This window comes from Rhizobium sp. J15 (assembly GCF_002531825.1).
Taxonomy (GTDB): Bacteria; Pseudomonadota; Alphaproteobacteria; order Rhizobiales; family Rhizobiaceae; genus Rhizobium.
In genome coordinates this window covers 54311-70457 of the sequence record NZ_NWSX01000012.1, presented here as the reverse complement: position 1 = coordinate 70457, position 16147 = coordinate 54311, and the positions used below count along the sequence as shown (strand labels likewise).

The window sequence follows — 16147 nt, the reverse complement described above, 5'->3', positions numbered from 1 at the left end:
AAAAAACCGCCTTAAGGCGGTCGGGCATTCTATCGATTTTTGTTTGATCTAGTCTCCTCCACCTCCGTCGCCGCCGTCACAGCCGCCATCGTCCGAGGCCTCGAACCAGCCTCCCCCGCCATCGCCGGAACTTCTTGAACTGCGCTTGCCAGTCGCGAATATCAAGGCAAGAACCAGGGCGAAAAATGCGAGGGGCATCGCATTCGAGAAAAATGTATCCAATCAGTATCCTTTCGTTTTCCATCAGGAAATCTTGTTTCCTGATCGAAAGTGTAGATTATTTTTCAATCTCCGCAATAGCCCCGATATGAAACTTTCATGACATTCCAGATCACGTCAAAATGAACGGTTGCCCAGTGGTCGCCAGTCTATTCCATCATCGGCGGACTGGCGGATCGGCACTCCGCCGTGAACCATTCCGCAAAGCGACGAACCGGCTTCTTCGCCCAAGAGCTGGTGATCAGATAATATCCCTGGGTTTCTGCCGTCGAAATATCCGAAAGCACGACGAGGTCGCCGCGATCGATTTCTCGCCGAAACACTTCGACAGGGCATAGTGCAATTCCATGCCCGGCGATCACCGCCGTGGCAAGAATGTTGAAATCCTGGAATATAGGCCCTCGAAGCTGCTCGGGCGCCGTAACCTCAGCCTTTCGGAACCATTCTTTCCAGCCGTCCACGGATTCATCGTGCAGCAGGTCGGCGGCCGCAAAGGGGACGCTGTCGGCGGTCCAATTCCGCTTGGCCAGATAATGAACGCTGGCCACCGGCTGGTTGCGCCGGGAGAAAAGCAGGCGGCTCTCCCGTCCCCCTGACAAGTCTTCCCCCATGGTAATGAGAACATCCAGGCTTTCGTCATCGAAGCGCTCTTCCGCTTTTGCATAGACGATCCTGACATCAAGATCGGGATCGCTCTCCCGGAAAGATGGAAGTGCCGGAACCAGCCAGCGCGACGCGATCGAAGGAATGCATCCCACGGTTATCGAACGCATATTGTGGTCTCTGCGCATGTTGCCGGTTGCGTGGGCGATGGCGGCCAGCGAGCCCGAGACGGCCAGATAATATTCGGCGCCCGCCGGCGTCAGCGCGACGCCGCGTCCGGATTTCTGCAGCAGCTTGCGCCCCAGCCAGGTCTCCAGATGTTTGATCTGATGGCTGATCGCTGCGTGAGTCACATGCAGTTCGTCTCCGGCCTTTGACAGGCTCATCAGCCGGGCGGTCGCTTCGAAGGCTCTCAATGCGTTCAGCGGCGGCAGTTGCATATGTTCGAATTCCTTACATAAGCAGCAGGATTCACTGTCCGCCTGATATGTCAAATCTTTCAACGGAAGTCAGTGCTGTGAACGGATTTTGGCCTCGCTCAAGGCCAGATCATATGTAAAGTATTCTTACAATTCACTCAAATTAGATCATTTGAAATGAGCAGCCGCTCCGGTGCCTAATGACTTGTGGAGAACGAAACATCTCCGCCATTCGCGAGGAGAAGAACATGTTTGTGAGAAGCCTGAAAGAAGTGGAGCAGACCGAGCGTTTCGTCGATTGGGGCAATGGCACAAGCCATCGTCTGCTGACCAGGGATGACGGGATGGGATTTACGGTCTGCCACACCGTCGTTCGCGCCAACACGGAAGCCCTGCTGCAGTACCGCAACCACCTGGAGGCCTGCTACTGCATCCAGGGAGCAGGCGAGGTCGAGGATATGGACGGCAATGTCTTCCCCATCCGCGCCGGCGATATCTACGTTCTCGACAAACACGATCGGCACTATTTGCGCGGTGGCAAGGATGAGGATCTCATCCTCGTCAGCGTCTTCAATCCACCGTTGAAAGGGACGGAACGTCACGATCTGAACAATAGAAGCGGTTCGGAATACTGAGCCACCCCCTCCGCCGCAAATAGCGTACATCGCGCCGTTCAGGTTTTTCGCCGCCGCGGGCGATGGCCTACGGCGGAAAATGATGGGCTCGGCGGCCTTACGTCAAACCAGCCCCGGCACAACGAACACCAGCCAGGCGACGATCGGGCCGATAATGGCAATCAGCGCGCTGTAGACCAGCAGCTGCTTGAGGACCTGGTCTCGCCTGTCATCCGGCGCATTGGCAACCACGAGGGCACCATTGGTGGAGAATGGGCTGGTGTCGACGATCGTTGTCGAGATCGCGATGGCGGCGACGACGCCGATGGCGCTGACATGTCCCTGCATGAGGAAGGGGACCGCTAGCGGGATGATCGCGCCGAGCAGCGCGGTCGAGGATGCAAAGGCCGAGACGATGGCGCCGGTAAAGCAAAGCAGCAGCGCCACCAGCAGCGGCATGCCGAGGCTGGATATGCCGTTCGCCACGTAATCGACGGTACCCGCCTTCTCCATGACGCCGACATAGGTGATGATGCCTGATATCAGCAGCACGGTCGACCAGCTGACCTTGTCGATTGCCGCCTTCTGGGTCTTCGGGGACAAAAGCGCGAGAGCGACGGCCACGGTCATGGCGACGAGGCCGACATTGAACTTGAAAACCAGGGCGCCGATGCCGAGCGCCGTCAGGCCGATCAGGGTGGTAATTCTCTCGTTGTTCAGACGCAGCGTCGCGGCGGTATCGGCCGCCGTGCCGTAGGCATGGTCCCGGATGGGCTTTGCCGGCGTGCCGCCATGACCTCTGATCGAGGCCGACACGCCCTCGGGATGCAGTTCGGGCAAGGGGCCAAAGGATGCTGCGGGAACGTGCTTCATGACCTTTGCACCGCCGAAAACGAAGAAGACCAGCACCGCTATCGCCAGGTTGAAGAAGAAGCTGGAGAGAAACAGGGACGTCGGAGCAAAAGGCAGGCCGGCTTTGGCAACGATCTGGTTGGTGATGCCGCCATAGATGCTGATCGGTGAAAAGCCGCCCGCCTGCGCGCCGTGGATCACCATCAGGCCCATCATGACGGGGTGAATCCGGTACTGGATGGCAAAGCTCAGCGCAACGGGCGCGAGGATGGCGACGGCGGCGGGCCCAAGAGCGCCGAAACCGGTAATGACGGCGGCGACGAGGAACATCACCCAGGGGATCAAGCCGATGCGTCCGCGCACCAGGCGGACGGCGCATTCGACCAGCCAGTCGATGGTGCCGTTGATCTGCGCGATGGCGAAGAGATAGGTGACGGCGACGAGCGTCAGGAACAGATCGCTCGGAAAGCCGGCAAAAATATCGGTGGTTTTCATGCCGATGGTCATGGAGCCAAGCACGAAAGCGCCGGCAAAGGCGAGCGCGCCCATGTTGATCGGCTGGATCGTCGCAACGATGAACATCGCGACCAGCAGGCCTATGGCCAGTATTTCAATACCCATGATTCCCCTCCCTCCGACGCCTCCAGCGCCGTGGTTGCTGTTTGCAATATCGATGCGGATACCGACGCGCCCTCCTCCCAGAGGGCGGTCGTCTTACGTCCCGGTGTAAAGATCGGCGTACTGCTGCCGCAGGATGTTCTTCTGAACCTTGCCCATCGTGTTGCGCGGCAGGTCCTCGGCGAAGATGATGCGTTTGGGCTGCTTATAGCGCGCGAGGCGATCCTGCAGCGCGCTGACGATGGTCTTTTCATCCAGGCCGGCGCCGGGCTTGCACACCACGACGGCTGTTACACCTTCCCCGAAATCGGGATGCGGCACGCCGATCACCGCGCTCTCGACCACGCCGTCGATCTGGTCGATCTCGCTTTCGACCTCTTTCGGATAGATGTTGTATCCACCCGAGATCACCAGATCCTTGCCGCGGCCGACGATGTGCACATAGCCGTCCCGGTCGATCTTGCCGAGATCGCCGCTGATGAAGAACCCGTCCGCGGTGAACTCGGCCGCGGTCTTTTCCGGCATGCGCCAGTAGCCCTTGAAGACGTTCGGTCCCTTGATCTCGATCATGCCGGTTTGTTCAGGTGCCAGCACCAGCCCGGTGGCGGGATCGGTGACGCGCACCGTCACATCAGGCAGCGGCAGACCGACCGTTCCGGCGATGCGCTTCCCATCATAGGGGTTGGAGGTGTTCATATTGGTTTCCGTCATGCCGTAGCGCTCGAGGATCGCGTGACCGGTCCGCGCCTGGAACTGGCTATGTGTTTCTGCAAGCAGCGGCGCCGAGCCTGAGATGAAGAGGCGGATATTGGCTGCCGCCTCCTTGCCGAAATGCAGGCTTTGCAGGAGGCGCACGTAGAAGGTCGGCACGCCCATCAGCATCGTTGCCTGCGGCATCAGTGAAACGACTTCGTCGGCGTCGAATTTCGACAGCAGGAACATCGAGGCGCCGGCGAGCAATGTGACGTTGGTGGCGACGAAGAGCCCATGCGTGTGGAAGATCGGCAGGGCATGGATCAGCCGGTCGCCTGACGTGACGCGCCAGTAGTCTCTCAGGGTCAGGGCGTTCGAGAGCAGGTTTCCATGCGTGAGCATCGCTCCCTTGGAGCGTCCCGTCGTTCCCGAGGTGTAGAGGATCGCAGCCAGATCATCGGCGGAGCGCGAGGCGTCGACAAAGTCGGCCGGCTCGTCGCGCGCCAGATCGAGCAGGGAGCCGCTGCCGTCAGCATCGAGCGTCTCGATGATCGCGCCGCGCGGCCTGGCGACTGTCTCCACGCCTTCGCGGGCGGTCGAGGCAACCACCACCAGACGCGGCTCCGCGTCGCCGATGAAGTAGTCGAGCTCGGCCAGCGTATAGGCGGTGTTGAGCGGCAGGTAGACGGCGCCGCTTCTGAGACAGGCGAGATAGAGGATCAATGCCTCGGCGCTCTTCTCCACCTGCACCGCGACCCGATCGCCGGGGCGAATGCCGAGCGTGTCCATCGCGCCGGCAATGCGGCCGGAAAGAGCGAAGGCCTCGTCATAGGTCCATGTTTGCCCGCTGCCGGTCCGCATGAACGGTGCGCCACCGGGTGCGGCGGCCCGCATGGCGTCGAAAAGATGGTTGCTCACTTTCGCCCTCCTCCAAGCGTGGAATTCATCAGTTGCGCAAATGCGCGAGAGCCTTGCTGGCCATTGCCGCCGCGGCGGCCTTCATCGTTCTGGTCGAGCAGGTTTTTGACCGCAGGCGAGGCGATCACTTCGCCGCGCTGCGCTAAGGCCTCGTGGTTGGCCACGATGTCGTCGAGCTTGTAGAGATAGTTGACCATCAGACCATGCGCCTGCTGCATCGCCTTCGGCGAGCGATCGCCGAGAAAATTCACTCTTTCAAGCCGGGCGCCATTGCCGAGATGGAAGCGGGCGACGGGATCGACCGGGCGGCCCTCCGGCGTGCGTTCGGTCAGGAAGTAGCGGGCCGCAAGCGGCAGCAGCACGCGCTCCACGTCGGCCGCGCTACTCTCCTTGTCGGGCCAGTTCGGATCGTCGAGCAAGGTCAGCGTTTTCAGGGCCGCTTCGGAGAGAGACCGATCGCCGGTCGCGGCGCGCACCTTGGCAAGCCAGCGGGCAAAACCCGGGACGGGCGATAGCGTGACGAAATTCTTGAGACCCGGCAGGTCCTTGCGCAGATCTTCCACGACCTGCTTGATCAGGAAATTGCCGAAGGAGATGCCGCGCAGGCCATCCTGGCAGTTGGAGATCGAATAGAAGACGGCCGTCGTCGCCTCGTCGGCATTGATCTGCTCCCGCCCCTCGTCGAGCACATCTGCGATCGCTTTCGGCACGGAGCGGGTAAGCGCCACTTCAACGAAGACGAGCGGCTCATCGGCCAGCCGCGGATGGAAAAAGGCAAAGCATCGGCGGTCGGCCGGCGCCAGACGACGGCGCAGCTCCTCCCAGCCGGCGATCTCGTGCACGGCCTCGTATTTGATGATCTTTTCGAGAATGGAGGCCGGCGTCGACCAGTCGATGGGCCGCAGCGTCAGAAAGCCGCGATTGAACCAGGAGCCGAACAGATGCGTGAAGTCGGCGTCCAACGCTTGATAGGCTTCGGACTGGTCTTTCGAAGCAAGCAGCTGCTGACGCATCCGCACGAGCCTGGCGGTGCCGTTCGGCGCGTGATTCAACCGGCGCAGGAGCTCCTGCCGCCGCGGTTCCGCCGCCTGATGCAGTGCGATGACCGCAGCGGCGCTTTTGTCCGTGCGGTAATTTTCCATTGCCTGGTCGAGCCTCACCGTGTCGGGCCCGAACTTTTCATGCAGCATATGGAAAAATGTCTGCGCGCCCTCGCTGTCGAGCGCGCCCCAGCGATCGAGTATCTCGGCCGCAAGGGCCATGCCGGATGCTTCACCCCGGCTCGACAACAGCATCTCGCAAAGCGTCTGCAGATCGACTTTTGCTGCGACCTGGGTGTTGCGCGAGCCGGAAAACAGAAGCTGGCGCCCGTGATCCGTAATGCTTTGCAGCATGTCGGTGAAGAAAGAAGCTTCGGGCATGCCATTCTCCTCTCTTCTGAAGGCGGCCGCATTATAGGCGCCTTGGACACTGCTTCCCATCGCAGGGCTTCATCTGTAGTATGTACATTGTCACTCCTCGTACACGAAGTCAATGTTTGTGTATACAAGAATGGCATTTATGTATGAAGGAAGCGAGAGACATGTCCGAGAATGTCGGCCGGTGGCTACGGGATGAGATTGAAAATGCAATACTTTCCTCCGAATTCGTCCCCGGCGAACGGCTAGACGAAACCGTGCTCGCCAATCGCTTCGGCGTATCGAGAACGCCGGTGCGCGAGGCGCTGATGCAGCTCGATGCGATCGGACTCATCGAAATCCGCCCGCGCCGGGGCGCCGTCGTGATCGATCCGGGCCCGCACCGCATTTACGAAATGTTCGAGGTCATGGCGGAGCTCGAGGGCCTGGCGGGATCGCTCGCCGCACGCCGGCTGGACAAGACCTCCCGGGACGCGATCACCGCCAGCCACAGCCGCTGCGAGCAGTCCGCCGGCGCCGGCGACAGCGACGCCTACTATTACGACAATGAGGAATTCCATAAGGCCATCTACGCCGCGAGCCGCAGCGACTTCCTGCAGGAGCAATGCGTGCAATTGCACCGACGCCTGCGCCCCTATCGCCGTCTCCAGCTGCGCGTGCGCAACCGCCTGTCGACCTCCTTCTTAGAACATTGCGCCATCGTCGATGCGATCTTTGCCGGAAACGGAGATGAAGCCCGCCGCCTGCTGCGCACACATGTCGGCATTCAGGGGGAAAGGTTCAGCGACCTGGTCGCCAGCATGGCGGCGAGATAGACTGTCCTAATCCAAGAACCGGTAAAGCCAGTCGCGCGTTTCCTCCGGCAGCGAGGCCGGCTGCTGATCCTCGCCGCTGCGGGCCTGCCAGATGATTTCCACCTCGGCGGCGCGCTCCTCCCCCGTATCGATCGAGACGATGAAGCCGATGGAGCGCACGCCGATCTTGTCGACCGCGGCGGTAAAAAGGGCCGGCTCGTCGTAATGCAGCGGGCGGTGGAGAACGCAGGTAATCTTGCTGGCGTTATAGACCGGTTCGTCCTCGACCTCGGGCCGCGACGACCAGAAGCTTGCAATGACGGATTCGGCATAGGAAATATAGGAGGCCAGAAACATCCGGCCGGTCATATCGACATCGCGAAACGGCACATGTATTTCCGTCACACCCGGGCGTTTCGACTGACTCATCAACAACTCTGCCTGCAAAATTCCCCGTTAACGACAGTAGCACGGCGTTTTTCGAAGTAAACGGCTGAGATGACAGGAATTTATAATGCTGCCGCCGGCGAGATGGTGCGGCGGAGCGCTTGTTGAAATCATCAGGCGATGCCCCATCTGCTGTGGAACATGACACAAGCGGCCGATAGAGTGTCTCCATGAGCACCCGTCTTTATGAACACCCGATCTTCCTGGAACATGTGACGCCTTCCGGCCATCCGGAGCGGTCGGATCGGATCCGCGCCATCAATGTCGCGCTGGAACATCCGAATTTCGAGCGGCTGGAGCGCCGGCAGGCGCCGCAGGCGAGCGAGGATGCGGTGCTGCTGGCCCATCCGGAAGAACATCTTGCCGCGGTCATGCGGGAGATCCCCGACGAGGAAGATCGGATCAACCAGCTCGAAGCCGATACCTACGCCAGCCAAAAGAGCCTGCAGGCGGCGCTGACCGGCATCGGCGGCGCGATGGCGGCGGTCGACGACGTCTTTCTGGGCCGGGCCGACAATGTCTTCGTCGCCGCCCGGCCGCCCGGGCACCATGCCGAAAAGACGACGGCGATGGGTTTCTGCTTCTTCAACAATGCGGCGATCGCCGCCCGCCATGCACAGAAGGCGCATGGCGCCGAGCGCGTCGCCATCGTCGACTGGGACGTGCATCACGGCAATGGCACGCAGGATATCTTCTGGGACGACCCTTCGGTGCTGTTCTGCTCGACGCATCAGATGCCGCTCTATCCCGGTACCGGCGCCAAGGAGGAGAAGGGCAAGCACAACACCATCGTCAACGCGCCGCTTTCGCCGAATGTCGGCAGCGATCATTTCCGCGAGGCGTTCAAATCGCGCGTGCTGCCCGCACTTGCCGATTTCCGGCCGGATCTCATCATCATCTCCGCCGGCTTCGACGCGCATCACCGCGATCCGCTGGCGCAGATCAACCTGACCGGCGAGGATTTCGACTGGGCGACCGGGCGCATTCTCGAACTGGCGGACAGGCATGCGCAGAACCGGGTCGTCAGCCTGCTCGAAGGCGGCTATGATCTGGAAGGGCTCGCCGAATCGGCGGGCATGCATATTCTGAGAATGATGAAGGGTTGAGAATGACTGACAGCGCCAAGCCGGAAGTGACCGGCCTTTCCTTCGAAAAGGCGGTCGCCGAACTCGAAAGCATCGTTGCGCGGCTCGAACGCGGCGACGTGGCGCTGGATGAATCGATCGAGATTTACGAGCGCGGCGAAGCGCTGAAGAAACATTGCGAGACCCTGCTTTCGGCGGCCGAAAACCGCATCGAGAAGATCAGGCTCGACCGCGCCGGCAAGCCGCAGGGCGTCGAGCCGCTGGACGGGGCCTGAGCGCAGCGACGCGGCCTTTCTAAGGCGCTTGGCGATCGGCTTGCGGCCGATCTATGATCCCCTTCAAGAACCATGAGGGGACAGACAATGACGGACAGATTGGAAGGCAAGGTCGCCATTATCTCAGGCGGCGCCACCGGCATGGGTGGTGCCGCCTCGAAGCTTTTTGCCGCGGAAGGCGCGCGCGTCGCGATCATCGACCGCAATGGCCAGGCGGCGGCAGAGACCGTCAAGGCGATCCGTGATGCCGGCGGCGAAGCCGACCACTGGACCGCCGATGTCTCGGATGAAGCAGCCGTCAACGCCGCCGTTGCAGGCGTCGAAGAACGTTATGGCGCGGTCACCGTGCTGTTCAACCATGCCGGCACCATCGTCATCAAACCCTTCCTGGAAACGACCGTTCAGGAATGGGACTGGCTGCACGCCGTCAATGTGCGCTCGATGTTCCTGATGACCAAGGCCGTGCTGCCGAAGATGATTGCGGCCGGGGGCGGCTCGATCGTCTGCACCTCGTCGATCTCTGCCGTCGCCGCGACCCCGATGGAAGTGCTTTACGACACGACGAAAGGCGCCGTGCATATGTTTGCCCGCGCGATTGCGGTAGAGTTCCGCGACCGCAATATCCGCTGCAACGCCGTCTGCCCCGGCTTCATCCGCACGCCGCACGGCCTGCGTGAGGTCGCCGACCTGCAGGCGCTCGGCGTCGATGTGTCAGATGCTGCCATCGCCGCCCAGCAGGGACGGATCGGCGAACCGGAAGACGTGGCGCGAGCCGCCCTTTATCTCGCGAGCGACGACTCGAGCTTCGTCAACGGCGCCCACCTCTTCGTCGACAACGGCTTCACCGCGATCTGAGCGGACATGTTCGATTGGACGCGCCACGCTCCAGCCCCTATCTATCGCGGATGCTTCTGAGATCGGAGACCTGTCATGTCCTTCTTTCCCGGTAAAGATCCGCTGCCCGGCGATGCCTTCGCCTGTGACGCGATCGAGAACCTGATCATTCCGCGCACCAGCGATATCGGCGGTTTCCAGGTGCGGCGCGCGCTGCCCACGCGGCAGCGGCGGCTCGTCGGGCCGTTCATCTTCTTCGACCGCATGGGGCCGGCGATCCTGAAGCCGAACGAGGCGCTCGACGTCAAGCCGCATCCGCATATCGGGCTGTCGACGGTCACCTATCTCTTCGACGGCGAGATCCGCCATCGCGACAGCCTCGGCACCGAAAAGGTCATCCGCCCCGGTGACATCAACCTGATGACGGCGGGACGCGGCATCGTGCATTCCGAACGCACGCCCGAAAATTTGCGCGGCCATCCGCTGCTGATGTCGGGGCTGCAGACCTGGCTGGCGCTGCCCGACGACAAGGAGGAGATCGATCCCTCCTTCGCCCATACGGAAAAGACCGAGATGCCGCTGATCGAAACGTCAGGCGTGCGCGGGCGGGTGGTCATCGGTTCGTTCGAAGGCATGACGTCGCCGGTCGGCACCTTCTCCGATACGCTCTATGTCGATCTCAATCTGGAGCCGCGCGCCAGCTTTCCCTTCGGCGCGGGCCATGAGGAGCGTGCCGTCTACGTGCTCTCGGGCGAGGTGGTGATCGCGGGCGACCGTTTCGCCGCCGACCAATTGCTGGTCTTCCGGCCCGGCGATCCCATCACGCTCGAAGCCGGCAGCGAGGGCTGTCACCTGATGCTCTTCGGCGGCGCGGCTTTGAATTCGAAGCGCTACATCTGGTGGAACTTCGTCTCTTCCTCGAAGGAGCGGATCGAAAAAGCCAAGGAGGAGTGGCGCACCGGCCGCTTCGATATCGTCCCCGGCGACGAAGAGGAATTCGTGCCTTTGCCGGAAAGCTGAACCATAAGGATTAGAAGAAATAGAGCAGGATATCCTTCGAAAACCGCTCACACTTTTCGATATCATGCTCTAAGGTCAAACCTTCGGTTCCTGAAATGCACTTGTTTTGCCGCATTCTAATCGAATAAAGCGAGACAAGGAAAAGCAAGAAAGAGCGCCCGCCCGTGACACAACTGCCGAAGACCCCCCTGCTCGACCAGGTCACCTACCCCGCAGACCTGCGCAAGCTCGAGGATCGCGACCTGCCGCAGCTTGCGCGCGAGGTTCGGGACGAAATGATCGACGCCGTGTCGCGCACCGGCGGCCATCTCGGCGCCGGTCTCGGCGTGGTCGAGCTGACAATCGCCATCCACAGCGTCTTCGACACGCCGAACGACCGGCTGATCTTCGATGTCGGCCATCAATGCTATCCGCACAAGATCCTCACCGGCCGGCGCGACCGCATCCGGACGCTGCGCCAGGAAAACGGGCTGTCCGGCTTCACCCGCCGGGCGGAGAGCGAATATGACCCCTTCGGGGCGGCGCATTCCTCGACCTCGATCTCGGCCGGCCTCGGCATGGCGATCGCCGCCGATCTCGACAAGACCGACCGGCGCGTCATCGCCGTCATCGGCGACGGGGCCATGTCGGCCGGCATGGCCTATGAGGCGCTGAACAATGCCGGCGCGCTCGACGCCCGCCTCATCGTCATCCTCAACGACAACGACATGTCGATCGCGCCGCCGACGGGCGCGATGAGCGCCTATCTCGCCCGTCTCGCCTCCGGGCGCACCTATATGGGCTTCCGCGACTTCGGCAAGAAGCTGACGGCCTATCTCGGCAAGAATATCGACCGGGCGATCACCCGCGCCGTCGAACATGCCCGCGGCTACGTTACGGGCGGTACGATGTTCGAGGAGATGGGCTTCTATCATATCGGGCCGATCGACGGTCATTCCTTCGACCATCTGCTGCCGGTGCTGCGCAACGTGCGCGACAACGGGCGCGGGCCGGTGCTGATCCATGTGGTCACGCAGAAGGGCAAGGGCTATCCGCCGGCGGAGGCCGCAGCCGACAAATATCACGGCGTCAACAAGTTCGACGTCATCACCGGTGCGCAGGCACGGGTGAAGCCGAATGCGCCGAGCTATACGAGCGTCTTTGCCGAAGCGCTGGTGCAGGAAGCCACTCTCGACGACAAGATCGTCGGCATCACCGCCGCCATGCCGAACGGCACCGGCCTCGACAAACTCGCCGAAGCCTTCCCGTCGCGCTGCTTCGATGTCGGCATCGCCGAGCAGCATGCCGTGACCTTCGCCGCCGGGCTTGCGGCCGAAGGCTACAAGCCGTTCGCCGCGCTCTATTCCACCTTCCTGCAGCGCGCCTACGACCAGGTCGTGCACGATGTGGCGATCCAGGGCCTGCCGGTGCGTTTCCCGATCGACCGCGCCGGTTTCGTCGGCGCCGACGGGCCGACCCATGCCGGTTCGTTCGACACCGCCTTTCTTGCCACCCTGCCCGGCTTCGTGGTGATGGCGGCGGCCGACGAGGCCGAACTCAAGCACATGGTGCGCACCGCCGCGGCCTATGATGCCGGCCCGATCTCGTTCCGCTATCCCCGCGGCGAAGGTGTCGGCGTCGAGATGCCGGTGCGCGGCGAAATCCTGCAGATCGGCAAGGGCCGTATCGTCAAGGAAGGCGCAAAAGTGGCGCTGCTCTCCTTCGGCACACGGCTTGCCGACTGTCTGCTTGCCGCCGAGGATCTCGATGCGGCCGGGCTTTCGACGACGGTCGCCGATGCACGCTTCGCCAAGCCGCTCGACCACGACCTGATCCGCCAGCTTGCCCGCCACCACGAAATGCTGATCACCGTCGAGGAAGGCTCGGTCGGCGGCTTCGGCAGCCAGGTGATGCAATATCTTTCAAGCGAAGGCCTGCTCGACAACGGGCTGAAGATACGTTCGCTCGTCATGCCCGATATCTGGATGGAGCAGGCCAAGCCCGAAGCGATGAATGCCCATGCCGGGCTCGACCGCGCCGGGATCGTTTCGACGGTGTTCCGGGCGCTGGGGCGCGGCGTTGCGGTTGGGGTGGCTGGGTAGATCTTGGCTGCCATATCATCATGAAAAAGGGCGGCGCATCCACTGCGCCGCCCTCTTCGTTTGACGTCCCTTTCCGAGAAAGAGCGCCCTATCAGAACTCCGTCCAGTCCTCCTGAACGGCGACTGCGGCGGTTGCCTGCCGGCCGCCGAAGGCCTTCGTGACCTTGCCGGCGAGAGCGCGGGCCGGAGACGCGACCGGGCGGGACGCCGTGCTGGCGACGGCGGCGCGCGGTGCGGCGGTACCAGTTCTCGCCTGGCCGAGCTTGAACTGATGCAGCAGCTCGTCGAGGGCGCTTGCTTCCTGAGCGAGCGCATGGCTTGCCGCTGTCTGCTCTTCGACCATCGCCGCGTTCTGCTGCGTGCCCTGGTCCATATTGTTGACGGCGGTGTTGATTTCCTGCAGCCCGATCGACTGTTCGCGCGTGGCGGTGACGATCGCGTTGACGTGGTGGTTGATCTCCTGCACCTCGGCAACGATCGCTTCCAGCGCCTTGCCGGTTTCGCCGACCAGCGATACGCCGGTCTGGACATGGGTGCCGGAATTGGTGATCAGCGCCTTGATCTCCTTGGCGGCATTGGCCGAGCGCTGGGCGAGCTCGCGCACTTCCTGGGCAACGACAGCAAAGCCTTTGCCGGCTTCGCCGGCACGCGCCGCTTCGACACCTGCGTTGAGCGCGAGCAGGTTGGTCTGGAAGGCGATGTCGTCGATGACGCCGATGATGTTGGAGATTTCACCCGAGGACTTCTCGATCTGCTCCATGGCGGAGACGGCCTTGCGGACGACTTCGCCGGACTTTTCGGCGCCGAGACGGGTGCGCTCGACGAGATTGCCGACGTCCTCGGCGCGCTTGGCGCTATCGCGGACCGTCGTCGTCACCTGCTCAAGCGCTGCGGCGGTCTCTTCGACGGCGGCGGCTTGCTGCTCGGTGCGGTGGGCAAGATCGTCGGCGGCCGAGCGGATCTCGCCGGCACCGGCGTTGATCGCCGAGGCGTTGTGGCCGACCGACTGGAGAGCCGCCTGCAGCTTTTCGACGGCATGGTTGAAGTCGTTGCGCAGGGTGTCATATTGCGACGCGAACGGCGTCTGGATGCGTGCGGCGACATCGCCCTCGGCAAGACCGGCAAGGCCGCCCGCCAGAGCATCGATGGCAAAGCGGAGCTCGCCTTCCTCGCGCGCCTTCTGTTCGTCGGTTGCCCGGCGCTGACGCTCGGCTTCGTCACGCATGCGGTCGGTCTCGCCGGAAAGGCGCAGCTTCTCGATCGCGGCCTGCTTGAAGACGAGCACCGACTGGGCCATGCGGCCGACTTCGTCGCCGCGGTCCGTGGCCGGAACCTCGATGTCGTTCTGGCCGCCCGCCAGGCGATCCATGGCGGCCGTCATGCCGACGATCGGGCGAACGATGGTGCGCGACATCAGCCAGGCGAGAACGGCGGCGGCAAGCGAGGCGACGATGCCGCCGGCAATCAGCGTCGTTTTCAGAACGCTGTTGGCATCGGCGCCGATCGCAGCCAGCTCTTCAGCCTTCTGACGTGCGGTGGCCTTGATCTTGGCCGAGGCCTGACGGAAGCCGTCGAGCTGACCCTTGGTGGCGTTGACGCCGATCTTGACGACCTCTTCGATCGGCATGTCGGTCTCCTTGCGCGCCTTGGTCTGCGGCTCGGCAAGCTCATGGAAATAGAGGTCGGCAGCCTTCTGCATGCCGTCGATCATCTCGACCAGTTGCGGTTCGCCGGCGGCCGTCTGCTTGGCGGCAGCGATCGCCTTCAGCATACGCTCGCGGTTGGCGAAGACATCGCCGTAGGTGCTGTCGCTGCGGAAGAGGATGAAGCCGCGCAGATTGACCGCCTGCTCGAGCATCGCCTGCAGTGCATCATCGATCTGATTGACGAGCAGCTCGGACTTTTCCTGCTCGGCAGAGGCGGCCGCGGACGCCGTCGCCTTGGAATAGACGAAGACCGAGATGGACATGAAGATGAGGATGAGGGCTGCGAACGTGGCCGCAAGCTTGCCGTTCAAGGATATGTTTTTAGCGGACATCGATGAATCTCTCCTGACGAGTCGACGCGGCGAGAGCCGGCGTCGCGCGAAACACGCAACTGCAAGGCTTCTGAATTTGGAACATGATCGGCGGGAAGACGCCTGCGCCTTCATGGCACGAAGCGGCTCACAGGAACCGCTGCAATCGAGCCGAACCTATGCGCGCAGGCTTTAAATTTGCTTAAATTGCAGGCCGCAGCGGCAGCAAAGCCCGCAATTATTGCGCCTCGGGCGGATTGAGAATGAGGATATCGAAATCCTTCTCCGGATCGAAATCCTCGGCCGTCATCCGGAACGTCGTCGGACCGATCTTCTGAACGCTGCTGCCGCAGAAGCTGATGAGGCTGCCGGGCTTGCCCTTGTCGACCGTCAGCTGGAAGCGCCGGATCGGTCCGGCCCAGTTGGAGCCGGTCGACAGCACATAGGAGATCCAGCTTTCGGTGTAGTTGGCGCCTCCCGCCTCGGCTTCGCTGGCGCGCTGCTGGGCGGTCCTGACGAAGTCTCCGTCCAGGCAGTATTTGCGGGCATATTGTTCGAAACGCTCGCCTTTCGCCTCACCGTTTTCGAGAAAACTGATGGCGACGGTGCCGCCGACGGCCGGTTGGTAACGGTGCTGGACGCTCACTCTCTTCTTCGCCGGAAAGACGGTGCGCCACCAGTAGGTCGAGCGCAGTGTCCAGAGCGGCACCAGATCGACCTTACCGGCGCCATCCGCCATGGGATAGACGAGACCGCGGGCAATCCAGTCCTTCCGGACGGTTTCGGGAAGCTTGGCCAACGCATCGGCCGTCTTCGGGCTCATGGGCATGACGGGAATGCCGAGCTTGGCGAATTCGTCGGTCACGTCGATGCCGAGCGAGACGACGCGCTGCTGCAGGTTGGCCTTGATCGGCCTGCCGTCCTGCACGGTGGAAAAATGCAGGAAATTGTCGCTGTCATAGTCGGAGATGGCGGTATCGCCATCCAGGCGGCCGGTGATATCGGGCATCGGAAAAGCGACCAGGCTCTCGACGTCCTTGTCCGAGCTATTCTCGAAGACATAGTCGACACGCACTTCCGAAGCGGAGATGAAAAGATCCTCTTCCGCCATGCTGACATCGTCGGATTGGGCAAAGATCAGCCCGCCTGTCTTGACCTCGGCCAGCGTGTCGTTCGCCGAAACAGGCGATGCGACCACCGCTGCCGTAACAAGAAGAGTGAAGAGCTTCATCATGAAACA

14 protein-coding genes are annotated in these 16147 nt (G+C 62.2%); 7 read left to right on the top strand and 7 right to left on the bottom strand.

Going from position 1 to position 16147, the window contains the following annotated elements; all coding sequences use genetic code 11:
• Positions 1-368 precede the first annotated feature (368 nt).
• On the bottom strand, positions 369-1262 hold the full coding sequence (locus CO670_RS13210; protein ID WP_097590649.1) for a LysR substrate-binding domain-containing protein: 894 nt from the start codon (positions 1260-1262) through the stop codon (positions 369-371).
• Between the two features lie 227 nt (positions 1263-1489).
• Here CO670_RS13210 and CO670_RS13205 point away from each other — a divergent pair, with 227 nt between their 5' ends.
• Positions 1490-1876 (top strand): ectoine synthase, encoded by a 387-nt coding sequence (locus tag CO670_RS13205; protein WP_088678471.1) that lies wholly within the window; start codon positions 1490-1492, stop codon positions 1874-1876.
• Positions 1877-1978: 102 nt separating this feature from the next.
• Here the strand turns inward: CO670_RS13205 and CO670_RS13200 are convergent, their stop codons facing one another.
• The 3 genes from CO670_RS13200 to CO670_RS13190 form a co-directional block, all read right to left on the bottom strand.
• Positions 1979-3328, bottom strand: coding sequence for an SLC13 family permease (locus tag CO670_RS13200; RefSeq protein ID WP_097590648.1), 1350 nt, complete (start codon positions 3326-3328; stop codon positions 1979-1981).
• A gap of 93 nt (positions 3329-3421) precedes the next feature.
• Positions 3422-4936: a malonyl-CoA synthase gene (locus tag CO670_RS13195; protein ID WP_097590647.1), complete on the bottom strand. Its 1515-nt coding sequence runs from the start codon at positions 4934-4936 to the stop codon at positions 3422-3424.
• Positions 4933-6357, bottom strand: coding sequence for a malonyl-CoA decarboxylase (locus tag CO670_RS13190; protein ID WP_097590646.1), 1425 nt, complete (start codon positions 6355-6357; stop codon positions 4933-4935). Before CO670_RS13190 ends, CO670_RS13195 begins: the two co-directional genes overlap by 4 nt.
• A gap of 161 nt (positions 6358-6518) precedes the next feature.
• Between CO670_RS13190 and CO670_RS13185 the strand changes: the two genes are divergently transcribed.
• Positions 6519-7169, top strand: coding sequence for a GntR family transcriptional regulator (locus CO670_RS13185; RefSeq protein ID WP_097590645.1), 651 nt, complete (start codon positions 6519-6521; stop codon positions 7167-7169).
• 6 nt (positions 7170-7175) lie between these two features.
• Here the strand turns inward: CO670_RS13185 and CO670_RS13180 are convergent, their stop codons facing one another.
• Positions 7176-7577, bottom strand: coding sequence for a thioesterase (locus CO670_RS13180; RefSeq protein ID WP_097590644.1), 402 nt, complete (start codon positions 7575-7577; stop codon positions 7176-7178).
• 188 nt (positions 7578-7765) lie between these two features.
• Here CO670_RS13180 and CO670_RS13175 point away from each other — a divergent pair, with 188 nt between their 5' ends.
• The 5 genes from CO670_RS13175 to dxs all read left to right on the top strand — a co-directional run bounded on the left by CO670_RS13175 (position 7766) and on the right by dxs (position 12890).
• Positions 7766-8701, top strand: a complete 936-nt coding sequence (locus tag CO670_RS13175) for a histone deacetylase family protein (RefSeq protein WP_097590643.1) — start codon at positions 7766-7768, stop codon at positions 8699-8701.
• A 2-nt stretch (positions 8702-8703) separates the two neighbouring features.
• Positions 8704-8955, top strand: a complete 252-nt coding sequence (locus CO670_RS13170) for an exodeoxyribonuclease VII small subunit (RefSeq protein ID WP_088688675.1) — start codon at positions 8704-8706, stop codon at positions 8953-8955.
• A gap of 87 nt (positions 8956-9042) precedes the next feature.
• A complete protein-coding gene (locus tag CO670_RS13165; RefSeq protein WP_097590642.1) occupies positions 9043-9810 on the top strand; it encodes an SDR family oxidoreductase in 768 nt (255 codons plus the stop codon).
• 75 nt (positions 9811-9885) lie between these two features.
• Positions 9886-10809, top strand: a complete 924-nt coding sequence (locus tag CO670_RS13160; RefSeq protein WP_097590641.1) for a pirin family protein — start codon at positions 9886-9888, stop codon at positions 10807-10809.
• Positions 10810-10973: 164 nt separating this feature from the next.
• Positions 10974-12890 (top strand): 1-deoxy-D-xylulose-5-phosphate synthase, encoded by a 1917-nt coding sequence (gene dxs, locus CO670_RS13155; RefSeq protein ID WP_097590640.1) that lies wholly within the window; start codon positions 10974-10976, stop codon positions 12888-12890.
• Between the two features lie 91 nt (positions 12891-12981).
• On the opposite strand, the gene CO670_RS13150 is transcribed toward dxs, so the two are convergent.
• Both CO670_RS13150 and CO670_RS13145 read right to left on the bottom strand, forming a co-directional pair.
• Positions 12982-14928 (bottom strand): methyl-accepting chemotaxis protein, encoded by a 1947-nt coding sequence (locus CO670_RS13150; RefSeq protein ID WP_097590639.1) that lies wholly within the window; start codon positions 14926-14928, stop codon positions 12982-12984.
• Positions 14929-15145: 217 nt separating this feature from the next.
• Positions 15146-16141 (bottom strand): DUF4424 domain-containing protein, encoded by a 996-nt coding sequence (locus CO670_RS13145; protein WP_097590638.1) that lies wholly within the window; start codon positions 16139-16141, stop codon positions 15146-15148.
• Positions 16142-16147 lie beyond the last annotated feature (6 nt).

Excerpts from the sequence above, each read along its gene's own strand:
- CO670_RS13210 (WP_097590649.1), bottom strand. The coding sequence starts at position 1,262 with ATGCAACTGCCGCCGCTGAACGCATTGAGAGCCTTCGAAGCGACCGCC.
- CO670_RS13205 (WP_088678471.1), top strand. The coding sequence starts at position 1,490 with ATGTTTGTGAGAAGCCTGAAAGAAGTGGAGCAGACCGAGCGTTTCGTC.
- CO670_RS13200 (WP_097590648.1), bottom strand. The coding sequence starts at position 3,328 with ATGGGTATTGAAATACTGGCCATAGGCCTGCTGGTCGCGATGTTCATC.
- CO670_RS13190 (WP_097590646.1), bottom strand. The coding sequence starts at position 6,357 with ATGCCCGAAGCTTCTTTCTTCACCGACATGCTGCAAAGCATTACGGAT.
- CO670_RS13185 (WP_097590645.1), top strand. The coding sequence starts at position 6,519 with ATGTCCGAGAATGTCGGCCGGTGGCTACGGGATGAGATTGAAAATGCA.
- CO670_RS13180 (WP_097590644.1), bottom strand. The coding sequence starts at position 7,577 with ATGAGTCAGTCGAAACGCCCGGGTGTGACGGAAATACATGTGCCGTTT.
- CO670_RS13175 (WP_097590643.1), top strand. The coding sequence starts at position 7,766 with ATGAGCACCCGTCTTTATGAACACCCGATCTTCCTGGAACATGTGACG.
- CO670_RS13170 (WP_088688675.1), top strand. The coding sequence starts at position 8,704 with ATGACTGACAGCGCCAAGCCGGAAGTGACCGGCCTTTCCTTCGAAAAG.
- CO670_RS13165 (WP_097590642.1), top strand. The coding sequence starts at position 9,043 with ATGACGGACAGATTGGAAGGCAAGGTCGCCATTATCTCAGGCGGCGCC.
- CO670_RS13160 (WP_097590641.1), top strand. The coding sequence starts at position 9,886 with ATGTCCTTCTTTCCCGGTAAAGATCCGCTGCCCGGCGATGCCTTCGCC.
- CO670_RS13150 (WP_097590639.1), bottom strand. The coding sequence starts at position 14,928 with ATGTCCGCTAAAAACATATCCTTGAACGGCAAGCTTGCGGCCACGTTC.
- CO670_RS13145 (WP_097590638.1), bottom strand. The coding sequence starts at position 16,141 with ATGATGAAGCTCTTCACTCTTCTTGTTACGGCAGCGGTGGTCGCATCG.